This is a genomic window from Spirosoma gilvum (assembly GCF_054776815.1).
This window is the reverse complement of sequence record NZ_BAAHBH010000004.1, coordinates 244142-256680: the sequence shown is the minus strand read 5'-3', so window position 1 is coordinate 256680 and position 12539 is coordinate 244142. Positions and strand designations below refer to the sequence as shown.

Below are 12539 nucleotides of genomic sequence, written 5' to 3'. Positions count from 1 at the left end.
TATTGTCGTTTGTCAGTCAATACAAGTCAACAAGGTAAACATCTCCTGTGGGTTTTTCGAAGCGAAAATTCTTCTAACGATTTATGATCAACTATGTATTTCTCCATTAAAATTATTAATATTACTATTTGATAATTAGTATTTACTAAAATTTAAACAAAAACTATTTATTAGTTTATGAAGATAATTGTACCGCTTCTCTTTTGTTTGCTTCCATTGGTAGGGATTGCACAAGTTGCAACGTATAATTTTAGTGCAGCAGCGGGAAACCAGACTTCTCAACCTGTAGCTTCGAAGGATGCTAATATTACTGCTTCTGATGTAGTAAGAGGAACTGGTATAACAGCTACTGCAGGTGCAGGCAGTATCAACGCAACTGGCTGGAATAGTGTATCTCAGGATGTCAATGATTATTATGAATTTACTTTGACGCCAAATAGTGGATATCAACTAGATATAACGGGTATCGCTCTTTCGGCTCGTCGCTCTGCGACTGGACCTGTAAATTATCTCCTTAGTTATTCAATAGCGGGCAGTGAAACAACAATAACAACGGGTACGCTCTCAACAACCACTTCGACATCGTTAAGCCCTGTTTTTTCATTAAAAACTCCGCAAGCCGTTCGTTTCAGAATTTATGCATGGGGAGCTAGCGCAGCTGGAGGAACCTTCAGATTAGATAACACCCTCACGGTTATTGGCTCCGCTCCACTCCCTGTCAAACTCGTTTCATTTACGGGTCAATCATCGGATAACGCTGTATTACTCAACTGGGCTACGTCGTGGGAGGAGAAAAATGAAGGGTTCGATATTTTAAAGGGGCAAATACCTACCAGTCTTGAGAAAATTGGCTTTATCGAAGGGCACACAACTACGCAGGAGGTATCGGACTATTCATTTACGGATCATGAAGTGCAGGCAGGGGAAGTATATTACTACCAACTTCGCCAGCGAGATAGTGGCGGTGGCTCAGAGTTATCGAAAATCATTGCCGTGCGAGCCGACATAGGGGACGAAGCCATAGATGCATCAGTATATCCTAATCCGAATCAAGGAAGTTTCACCGTGTTATCTACTAACCAGGATTTATCTGCTGTTGGCCTGTTTGACCCTTTGGGAAATGCTGTTCCGGTGACCATTCGTAAGAGCGAGCGTCCTACCTCCGTATCAGTAAATTCTACTGGCTATTTGGCTCCTGGCGTCTATTTTTTACGGCTTCAGGATAGCAATGGAATAAAAAGACAATCCCTAAAAGTGATTGTCGAGTAGGATATCTTGCAACTTAAAATTTCCATTTACATACATGAAAAGTGCCCCATCTAACTTAGTACAATCTGTAAAAAAGTCGTATAAAAAACCGAAGCTTATGAAACACGGAAAGGTTTCGAAAATTACCTTGAAGGGAGGGAGTAATTTTGATGCAATGACATCCACTAACGACTTTAGCGCTTAATTGCGTCCTCACCCTTTCAATTTGAACGGAAGGTTTGGAATCTGATTTACAAAAGATCCTTCATAATTTGGGTTAACAGGTAGATAGAATCTCCCAAACTTATTGGTATGTATCGTACAAAGAGGAGTTCCTGCATCACGTCAATGCGAACTTCTCTTTTTTTATAGGATACTTAGTTCGATCAAAGATTATTACTACGTTTTATAGGTGGCTAGGGGATCTAGCTAGCGATATGATTGGATTATTTAGAAAGTATTCAGGGTCGACTATACTTTGGGGGTTATTGTTTCTACAATCCTGCCAGCCGGAAGGTACTATCCCCAAAGACGATAGCCAGTATGCACCCGTTGACGTAGGACGTTACTGGATATATGAAATACGGGAAGAACATTACTCCCTAAGTGCTGCCCCTGTTTTCAGTACTTATTTTCTAAAAGAAGCGATTGGTGAACCAGGGTTATCAGCGCAAACGGATAAAACGTATAAACTGATTCGATACAAACGGAGTCGATCGACTGATAGCTGGAAGACAGATTCGGTTTGGACGGTGCAGCAGTGGCCCAATCGACTGATGCGTACCGAAAATTCAATCGCAGTTATCAGGCTTTTATTCCCAATTGTTGTCAGCACTGCCTGGAATCAGAACGAGTACAACTCATTACCCGCTAGTAGTTGCCGCTACGAACAAATTGGGAATGCCTATATCGCTAATGGTAAAAATTTCGCCAATACAATTCAGGTCGTCAATAAACAGAATGATTCGACGGCTATTTCGCTCAATCGACAGGTAGATGTATATGCCTACCAGACTGGCCTGATTGCCAAAGAAAACACAGCACTTGCTTATTGCCAAAGTACGCCTGATTGCATTGGCAAAGGCCAAATCGCCTATGGGTACCGCCGAAAACAGACATTAATCGAGACAGGGGTTGACTAAAGCGGCTACCGTTTGATGATTTTCCCCTGCAATAGTTCCTCACGGCCGCCGTCCCAACTGATTTTGAGAGTAGCCTGATAGAGACCAGCCGGAAGTTGTCGGAAATTTTCCAGATAAAGAGTGTTTTCACCCACGAATGGCGTTGGCATATACGTATCGACAGAAACGCCTAGGCTATTGAAAATTTGTAACTGTGCTGCCTTTGGTGCCGACTGCCCAACCAATGTAAAGCTAATCTGCACAATATCGCTGCCTGGATTTGGATAGATTTTCCAGGTAGTTGGCGCTGTTTCGGTGGCTACTTTGAAGCTAATCGTGTAGGGGTTTCCAGCCGAATTGCCTGCTACATCACGACCCGTTACTAGTAATTCATATGTACCGGCAGCCAGATTTGTTAATTGATAAGTCGCCAGGAGCGAGGTTATTGATACGACTGAACCAGACTGAGGCTTTAAAAGCGTGAACGAACACGTATTACATTGCCTAAAATAGGCTTGAATATTGCCCAGCTTATCGATTGGTAATTGATTTTCGTCCGTCAAGTTGACCCGTATGGTCGGATTCGCTGAGACATAATCACCATGTTTGAGTGTACGATTATCAACGGTTACCGACAGAATCGGATTTAGCTGATCGGGAAGAGCGTTGGCTGGATAAAGGCTGGTCTGCTCAATACTCGGCCAATCTGTGAGTTCCAGATTAAGCTGGTTATTAGTCTCCACTAACTCGTCGATTTGGTCATTGCTATCTACTGTAATTTCTAATTGCCGCAGGGAAAGCTCCTTTTTAATTGGAATGGAAATCGTATCCCGAACAGCCTTGATATTGACCAAAAATCGCTGATTGATTACGCTATTGTTGGCATATAGTTTCTTTAATTGAAACGAAACCGTTTGGTGGGCATAAAACTTACCTACGTTCGATAGAATCAGATTGACAGTTAGCGAATCGTTATTGGCAATAGAGGTTCCTGATCGTCGGGCCTGGATAAACAAACTTTGGGCAACATAGTCAGGTTTCGATAACGGGAAGATACGTAACGCTGGGTCGCCTTGTAAGATAATTTGCTGTAAGTCAGTGCGCAGCGTTAGGTCGCCACTGTATTGACTGAGGTTCTGGTTGACTTGCTGTTGTAGTTTGCCTAGCGTAAGAGATAGGCTAGTGCTGTCGGCGAAAAGTTTCTGATATAGGGTAGTGGCGTAGGTTTGCGTGCTGGTTGGATAGCTCCAAAACGAACCGGCCAGTACGGCAATAGCACCCTTGTCGGGCGTGATCAGCCAGTCGGTGCTGAGGGGATCATACTTGTAAAATAGGTTGTTAATACTACACCCATTAAAAAACATGAGTGGATACTTGCCCTTGTTGTTAATATTACTGCCGGGAGCCGAACAGTAGCCAATATTAAAATCGAGCGTATTGGATGAGCCGTGTCCAGTATAGCTAACCATCCCAACGCCTTCATTAATCTGTTTTGAAATATCGACCGCTTCAACTTCTTCAAAGGTTTTTTTCGATAGCGACGTCACTTGTGCGCCCATGTAAGGCTTTTCGGCAATTGGACGAAGCTGCTCCATCAGGCTTTTCAGGTAAAGAATTTCACCCTGGTCGTGTCCACCATTTAAGTGGATCATTCTCTTTTGCCAATCGGCAGGAGGAGTTTGTTCAAATTCTTTGACCTTCGCCAGATAATTGACAGCTTGCTGATTGGTGGTCACGTTAATCCGCCCGGTTGGAATCGCCTGTACAAACTCCGGGAAACCCTTCAGGCCCATTGTGAGCAGGGCATCAGAGCCTGGATAGCCGAACGTGGGGACCAGATCGTCGACTTCCGAGGTTTTTAATACATCAGGAAAACTAATGCCCCGACCCAACAAAAACAGATGCTTATCAGCTCCGCCTGACAACATAAAATCGGCAAAACGGCGTATTGCTATCGGGCTGCGCTCGCCATAATTAAACTGCTCATAGATTGCCTTCGTTTCGATAACCAACGGCTTATAGCCACCGCCTGCATCGGATGCCCGATAGGCGGCATATTGAGTTGCCGACTCCAGCAGCGAATGGTGCGTAACGATTAGGTAATTACTTGTTTTGGGATCTGGTATTGAAAAGCTGACCGTCGAAATAGCAGATGATTTTTTGATCTCATTGCTAATGAACACCGTTTGCCCGTTCGATGTATTCGGGGCAACGAGTTGATTAGCCTGTATTGTAATTCGGGCGGTGGCATACCGATCTGTAAGAGCATAAGCCATATAATCGGCGCTTAGATCGGGAATTTGTACAACTGACTGATTAACAGTAGTTGGTCGTAAATAAAAGTACTTGCTTCGCAGGCCATTCATCACAAAACGCTGCGGGTAGACGACCTTCAGATACGTCATCGAATACCAGTCATACGTACTTAGTTTAATCGACTGTGTTTTTAACAGAACAGATTCGTTCTTTATCGCATTTTCGGTTAGACTTAGCCGAATGTTTTTAGGACTGAATGGGCCGATTGTGAGTGTATCTATCGGATTGCCATCCTGTAGTGCATACCAAATCTGATGGTTATTGTTCGAACGGCCATTTATCTGGAACTCAAACGTGGGTGGCAGCTTAGTGTCAACGACCCGATTCTGGAACGTTATCGTGAACCTGGCTGCTGAATCTGGGCCAATGTAATTGCTTGTCCAGCCTTCCCCTTCTTCAAAATAGCTTTGCTGAACCGGAGGAACCAGACCAATTGAATTGTTGAACGAGTATTGATTGGTAAAGGCCGTAACCTGCTGTTCGAAATGATAGGGTTCAGGCGTCTGCTCAGTTTGTTTAGCAACAAATGAAGGAAGTCGAAGACCCGGCTTCACCCCCACCGTTAGAAAATAGAAGGTCTCGTCCGAAAATAAGCTTTGGTATGGATTGGCGCGTTGGGTACGATAATAGACCAGACTGTCGAGTTCACCTTTGTTCTTTTCGGCGTAGAACTGGATATAATCGGTCGGATCAAATCGACCATCTTCTTCACCAACGACTTCAATAGCCAGTTCGCGACCTCGGTGGAAAAGCTGAAAGTTTTTAGGGCTGATGCTACCAATTGAGAAACCAGCGCTCATTAATTCGGCATAGTTGACTCGATAAACACCATCTTCCCGAATGCTGATTTTTGCGTACGATTGTGTTGAAACAATCCACTCGTTTCCATAGCGGAATTGGGCCTGACCTGAATAGGCAAGCAGAAGAAAAGCAGCAAAAATTACTTTCAATTTTTATAAGTACAAAGTTAGGATAGCTAAGGTACTTATACCGATTGATTATGCCAACAGGGGTTTGATAACCGTACCATGAACATCGGTTAGGCGATACCGGCGGCCCTGGCTTTTGAAGGTCAATTTTTCATGGTCAATGCCAAGTAAATGCAAGACTGTTGCCTGGAAATCGTGTACGTGAACCGGCTCTTTGATGACGTTATAACCGAAATCATCCGTTTCGCCGTAGACAAGCCCTTTTTTTACACCGGCTCCAGCCATCCAGATCGTAAATGCTCTTGGGTGATGGTCGCGTCCGTAATTGTCGCGGGTGAGTTTCCCCTGCGAATAAGCACCCCGCCCGAATTCTCCACCCCAAATCACGAGCGTATCGTCCAGTAAGCCCCGCTGTTTCAGGTCCATAACTAATGCAGATGATGGTTGGTCAACGCTTTTGGTCTGAATCTTAATGTCGTTCGGAAGGTTACCGTGTTGGTCCCAGCCCTGATGATATAGCTGGACAAACTTCACATCTTTTTCGATGAGCTTGCGGGCCAGCAGGCAATTGGCCGCAAACGTACCGGGTTTCCGGCTTTCTGGGCCATACATATCGAAAATGTAGTCGGGCTCTTTCGAGATGTCGAGCGTTTCGGGCACCGACGTTTGCATCCGGTATGCCATTTCATACTGCGCCATCCGGTTGTTGATTTCCGGGTCCAGGACATGTTTGAACTGTTCCTGATGCAGCTTGCCCAGGTAATCGAGCATACGCCGACGGCTGGTTTTGTCGATGCCGGGTGGGTTGTTGAGGTAATAGACCGGATCGGGTCCTGATCGGAACACAACCCCCTGATGCACCGATGGCAGAAATCCATTGCTCCAGAGCTTAGCGTATAGCGGTTGGTCGCCATCACGGCCCTTCGACAGAAGCACCACAAAGGCGGGTAAGTTCTGGTTATCGGAACCAAGTCCATAACTCACCCACGACCCAAAACTGGGGCGCCCGGCCTGCTGGCTGCCCGTTTGAAAAAAGGTGACGGCCGGATCGTGGTTGATGGCTTCGGTATGAAGCGACCGAACGAAGGTAAGATCACCGGCCAATCGGGAAATGTTGGGTAGTAATTCACTAATCCACATCTGCCCCGGACCGTACTGGGCAAATTTATACTTGGAAGCGGCCAATGGGAAACGACTTTGTCCGGCGGTCATGCCGGTCAGGCGCTGCCCTTTCCGAACCGATTCGGGTAAATCCTGGCCCCACATAGCCTCAAGTTTCGGCTTATAATCGTACAACTCCAATTGCGAAGGGGCTCCACTTTGAAACAGGTAGATGATTCGCTTGACCTTTGGCGGGAAATGCGGCTTCCCAACGGCTGGATTTTCGCCCGGCGACCCGCCAAATAAATTTGTTGGATTGAGCAGCGAAGCCAGCGCAATGGTACCCAAACCTGCACTGGTTTGGCCCAAAAATGTCCGGCGGCTCAGTTGGTCATGAAGTTGATACTGAATGTCCATAGGTTGTAGAGCATGGGGCAGAGGGCATGGGGCTTGGGGGCTTCCCTTTGCCCCATGCCCTTTGCCCTTAGCGTTTTATAATCGCTTCGTCGAAATTCATTACGGTACTGGTTACGACAGTCCAGGTAGCTAATTCGGCCGGGTTCAGATGGCCATCGACTGGATACTCGCCTACCGATAATAACTCAGCAGCTCGTTTAGGGTTTTTCTTAAAGTCGGCTAGTTCTTCTGCGTAAAGTTGCTGCATAAGCGCTATTTCCTCGGCCCGTGCTGACCGGCTGATAACGGCCTTGAACAGATCATTGATCACGCTTTTTTCATCCTTTTTGCTTTCGCCTTGTTGCCCTACTCGCTGCGCCAATACCCTGGCGGCTTCGACAAATTGCGGATCGTTGAGGGTGACGAGGGCTTGCAAAGGTGTGTTGGTCTTCTGGCGTTTGACAATGCATGTATGTCGTTCGGCCGCATCAAAATTTAACATCATGGGTGGGGGCGATGAGCGCTTCCAGATGGTGTACATCGACCGTCGATACAGGCTGTCCTTGTGATTTTGAACGTATTTGACCGCATTTCGGGTGGCCAGGGCTTCCCATATACCTGCCGGTTGATAGGGATGTACGCTTGGGCCTCCAATTCGTTGGGTCAGCAACCCACTTACGGCTAGGGCATTATCCCGTACCTGTTCCGCCGACATGCGGTAGCTGGCTCCACGCGTCAGATACACATTGTCGGGATCGGTTTCGCGGACTTTTTCAGATACTGTCGAGGATTGCCGATAGGTGGCCGACATGACTATCTCTTTGTGTAACGCTTTCAAATTCCAGCCGTGCGACCGGTACGCCGGAGCGGGACCGCCTGATTCTCTAAATCGTACGGCCAGATAGTCCAGTAGCTCAGGATGACTCGGTAGCGCACCCTGGTTACCAAAATCGTCGCTGGTTTTGGCGAGCCCCTGCCCGAAGTATTGTTGCCAAACCCGATTCACAACCACCCGGCTAAACAGGGGATTTTTTTCCGACAACAACCACTGAGCTAGACCCAATCGGTTTTGGGGCATATCTTCATCCAATGGACTCAGGCTATGCAAGACGGCCGGTGTCACGATTTCGCCGGGAGCATCGTAAGCACCACGTTTCAGCAAATGCGTTTCGCGGGGATTCTTGCGCTCCTCCATCACCATGACCTGATCGGAGTTGGTGTACAGCATGATTTGCTCACCACGCAGCTTCATGGCCTGGGCAAATGTGCTACGGTAAACAGGGTCCTGGGTTGTTACATAATAGCTATACACACCAGATCGCTGTTCGGGCGTTCGATTGGGGGTGCGCAGTGCATTAGCCAAGGCATCGGCCTGTCCAGCCAGCCGGGGCATTTCCAGCGGAGTCAGGCAACGGTTGTAAATACGGAGTTCATCAACGGCAAAATCTTTATAGAAATTGTCATGCATCCGACCTACGTAAAACGAATGTTGTGCCCAGTGTGTACGATCTTTACCCCACACCGTGCTGTGAATCAGGTGGTCGGCTATTACTTTCGTCTGCATGGGCTTTCCATTCAGGTAGATGTTGATACCTTTGGCTTGCCCCATGCCATCGTAGGTAAAGGCCACCTGAAACCACTTACGGACGGGTACCTTGTCAATCGTTTCAACATCAATAGCGTTGGAAGGCCAAACATGGCTGAGGGTTAACTTCAACCGGCCGTCGGCCAAAAGATCTAGCTGGTACCCGCGCTGACCATCCATGGGGCCGGTCGTCCGTCCAAGGAATGTCAATGCCATATTCGGTTTGGCTAGATTGAACCAGCTACTGATCGAAAAAGGCTCATTTTGTTCAAAAGCGCCAAACTTCGATGGTAATTCGATAAAGCTGTCGCCGGGCAGGAAACGGGCTTTGCCAAAGCGGCCTGGTACAGCATAAGGAACCTTATCAGGGTCGCCACTCAGGCGAGCGGGAATGGTATCGTTGACGGAATTCTCAAATGCGTTTCGCGGGTCTTTCCAGAGTTCTTCCTTGGTTTTGCGCTTGGGTGGCTCTTTCTTTTCGGGCTGTTTTTCGACCGGCTTTTTGGATTTGGCTCGTGCTTCCTCTTCTTTTTTACGCTTCTCGTCTTCCAGCTTCCGCTTCTCTCGATCGGCCTTTACGAAGGCGCTAATGTCGGTTCGATCGGCTTCGTCGAATGTGTAATGCGCAATCAGGCCCGAGTCGATGGAAGAGATTGGTCGTTTTGCTGCCTGACCGAGCCATTGACCGAACCGTTTCTGATAATCGGGTCGATTCGGATTTAACTGTTGCTCAAGTGGTGTCAGGTGTTCACGAATGAATTTGAGTTTCGCGTCGGTTTCAGGTTTGGTCAGGGTGACGGTTGGAGCGGCTTCGCCATTATACGGGATTTGCCCCCGGTCGTTGTTGCTGTTGAAAAAGGCGAACAGAGAGTAGTAATCTTTCTGACTGATTGGGTCGTATTTATGATCGTGACAGCGAGCACATTCCACCGTTAAGCCCAACATGGCTTTGCCAAAGGTATTGGTTCGATCAGCCACGTATTCGACTCGATACTCTTCATCCACAATCCCCCCTTCCTGACTCTGCTGGTGATTACGGTTGAAGGCCGTAGCAATGAGCTGGTCGCGGTTTGGATTGGGCAACAGATCACCCGCCAGTTGCCAGGTAATGAATCGGTCGAAGGAAAGATTGCGGTTGTAGGCCCGAATGACCCAGTCCCGATATGGCCACATCGTCCGAAGGCCATCGTCCTGATACCCATGCGTGTCGGCGTAGTGGGCTACATCGAGCCACTCAACAGCCTGTCGTTCACCATAGTGAGGATTATTGAGCAGCCGATTGACGACTTTCTCATACGCGTTGGGTGACTTGTCGGCCAGAAAGGCATCGATTTCGGCGGGGGTAGGGGGCAGGCCAATCAGGTCGAGACTCACGCGCCGAAGCAGGGTTGTCTTATCGGCTTCGGGGGAATGGCTCAGTTTTTTAGCTTCCTGTTTGGCCAGGATAAATCGGTCGATGTCGTTTTTAACCCATTGCTGGTCTTTTACCTGCGGAATTTCCGGCATGGTTGGCGCAATCAGCGACCAGTGTTCTTTGTACTCGGCCCCCTGTTCAATCCAGCGCAGTAGTAAAGCCTTTTCTTCAGTCGTCAGGCTCAGGTTCGACTTGGGCGTTGGCATCATCTCCTCGGGGTCGGTGCTGAGGATGCGGTGGGCCAGTTCGCTTTTGGCTAAGTTGCCAGGCACAATCGCCGTATGTCCCGTTTTTTCTAATGCCTCATAAGCACCTTCGGGTGTATCCAGGCGCAAACCCGCTTGTTGTTTGGCTTTGTCGGGACCATGACACGCAAAGCAACGATCCGACAGAATAGGCTTAACGTGCAGGTTGTAATCGATCTTTTCGGGTAGGGTGGCCTCTGCCGCAACCAGCTCAGCCGGTTTGTCGATAGATGTTCGGCAAGCCGTTAACCAGATGGAAGCGCCAAACAGGCCAATCGTTGCGCTAAACAGAACGGATCGGAATCGCATGTCAGACCAGACGAGCATACAAACGGGCAAAGCGTTGAGATGTTATTACAAAAATAACAAAGAAAAATGCAAAATATGAAGTTTTTCGACAGGATTAGTGATTCGTGGAAATCCTATTTTATCCGGTTAGTTACAATGTAACTTAAATTTTACAACATTTTGAAAGAGAGCGCCTTCCACGTTCTGTGTCCTCACAGAACGTTCATCCGGCAGGCAAACCAGGCTGGCGCGCAGGCGGTCTGTGCGGACACAGACCGCGGGGAAGGCCGGTCCTTCGACTACGCGTCCCGGTCGGAATGACAGAAAACAATCAAGGACTTAAATTACTGTGTATTAATCCTGTTCAAATAATACCTATTTCTTCGATTCGTCCGATTTCGCCAACTCGGCAATGGCCTGTTCACTAAGACCGCCAATTACGTCCAGTTTAGGCATGGCCTTTTTTAAGTTTGCTACGCCCTGATCGGTTACTTTAGTCTGCCAGAGGTAGACGGTTTTGAGGTTTTTCAGGCTGGATAGTTCCGCCAGACCGGCGTCCGTGATACCCGTGCCATATAGGTTCAGGTATTCGAGGTTGGGTAGGTTTTTGAGGTTTTTCAGACCCGCATCGGTGATGTTGGTCTGTTCCAGATGGAGCTTTTGCAGGTTTTCAAGTTTGGCTACCTGAGCTAGTGCCGCATCCGAAATTTGGGTGTCGCCCAGTTTTAACCAGACAAGTTGTTTCCCGACTTTAGGAAGTAAAGCAGCCTGAGCATCGTTGAAGGTACGCGCATTAACCGCGCTGACCTCCAGTTGATTTTGCTCTTTTGAGAGTGGCAGTACCAGTAAGCCTGCTTTCTTCAGATCGTCAACGGTTTTCGGGTCAGCGGGCTCCATTTTCATCGTCAGCACCGGTGACTCGGGGGCTGGCCCGGTTGCTACAGAAGAACCTCCTGCTTCAATAGGGCCACCACCGCTCAACGACGCCAGCACCGGACGAATGGCATCGTTGACGGCTAAATCCGAAACCTTTTTGTTGAATGGAGCGCCCTGATCGATCCACCAGGTCAGTAGGGCAATCTGGCCTTCGGTCAACTGATTTTTGCCTTTGGGGGGCATGTGGTGATCGTCTTCAACCGGCAGTAAGCAAACCTTGATGAGTTCACTGTTCGTACTTTTACCGGCTACAAAAACGGGACCATCTTCGTAACCTTTTTTGATCATATCCGGGTTATCAAGCCGGAGTTTTGCCTTCGATTTGTCGGCGTTATGGCATTGTACACAACGGGTTTGCAGAATTGGGTTGACGATCTGCTGATAAACCATCGCCTGGTTGACATCCTTGATCGGTTCGGCTTTAAACGTTGGCTGTTTGGGAGGCAATCCTGCCAGCGTTCGGATTGGTCCCGGAGCATATTGAGTGAGGTAATCGGAGCCGTGGGTCAAATTTCCACCATTATGTCCGGCAACCAGCAAGAGCAGTAACGCAACTCCCAAAGTGGGTAAGTAAGCCAGTTGAGCGACGGGTACGATACGGCCCAGATTTTCAGATTTTACGGCCCAGGCCAGCCAGGAAAATACGGCTACCCCTATGCCTTCCCACATATGCGAATCCAGCGTTTCGGCTTCATAACCTCCTCCCAGCGAAAGCATGTAACCAAACAGGCAGGCCAGCGTGGCACTCACCGCCGACCAAAATAAAATAAGCGTTATGGTATGCTGACTGACGGAGTTTCGACGGGTGAGACGATCCAGTTCGAGCAGACCGGCGATTAGCAAAAAACCAATGGGCAGGTGAACGATGAGAGGGTGAAAATGCCCCCAAAACAATACCCAATCAGATGGCTGTGAAGCAGTGGCTTGCACCAGAATAAATAGATTCATAGAGGAATAAGG

General features: G+C 48.1%; 6 protein-coding genes. 2 read left to right on the top strand and 4 right to left on the bottom strand.

Features of this window, described 5'->3' with window-relative positions; genetic code table 11:
• Positions 1 to 177: 177 nt before the first annotated feature.
• The gene (locus ACYVFD_RS12485; RefSeq protein ID WP_461090429.1) at positions 178 to 1269 is read left to right on the top strand and encodes a T9SS type A sorting domain-containing protein; all 1092 of its coding nucleotides are present in this window, start codon (positions 178 to 180) and stop codon (positions 1267 to 1269) included.
• 416 nt (positions 1270 to 1685) lie between these two features.
• On the top strand, positions 1686 to 2390 hold the full coding sequence (locus ACYVFD_RS12480; RefSeq protein ID WP_461090428.1) for a hypothetical protein: 705 nt from the start codon (positions 1686 to 1688) through the stop codon (positions 2388 to 2390).
• A gap of 5 nt (positions 2391 to 2395) precedes the next feature.
• On the opposite strand, the gene porU2 is transcribed toward ACYVFD_RS12480, so the two are convergent.
• The 4 genes from porU2 to ACYVFD_RS12460 form a co-directional block, all read right to left on the bottom strand.
• Entirely contained in the window at positions 2396 to 5635 is a 3240-nt protein-coding gene (gene porU2, locus ACYVFD_RS12475) for a putative type IX secretion system sortase PorU2 (protein ID WP_461090427.1), read from the bottom strand.
• Between the two features lie 48 nt (positions 5636 to 5683).
• A complete protein-coding gene (locus ACYVFD_RS12470; RefSeq protein ID WP_461090426.1) occupies positions 5684 to 7132 on the bottom strand; it encodes a DUF1501 domain-containing protein in 1449 nt (482 codons plus the stop codon).
• 67 nt (positions 7133 to 7199) lie between these two features.
• The gene (locus ACYVFD_RS12465; RefSeq protein ID WP_461090425.1) at positions 7200 to 10682 is read right to left on the bottom strand and encodes a DUF1553 domain-containing protein; all 3483 of its coding nucleotides are present in this window, start codon (positions 10680 to 10682) and stop codon (positions 7200 to 7202) included.
• A 336-nt stretch (positions 10683 to 11018) separates the two neighbouring features.
• Positions 11019 to 12527, bottom strand: a complete 1509-nt coding sequence (locus ACYVFD_RS12460; RefSeq protein ID WP_461090423.1) for a leucine-rich repeat domain-containing protein — start codon at positions 12525 to 12527, stop codon at positions 11019 to 11021.
• Between the last annotated feature and the right edge of the window lie 12 nt (positions 12528 to 12539).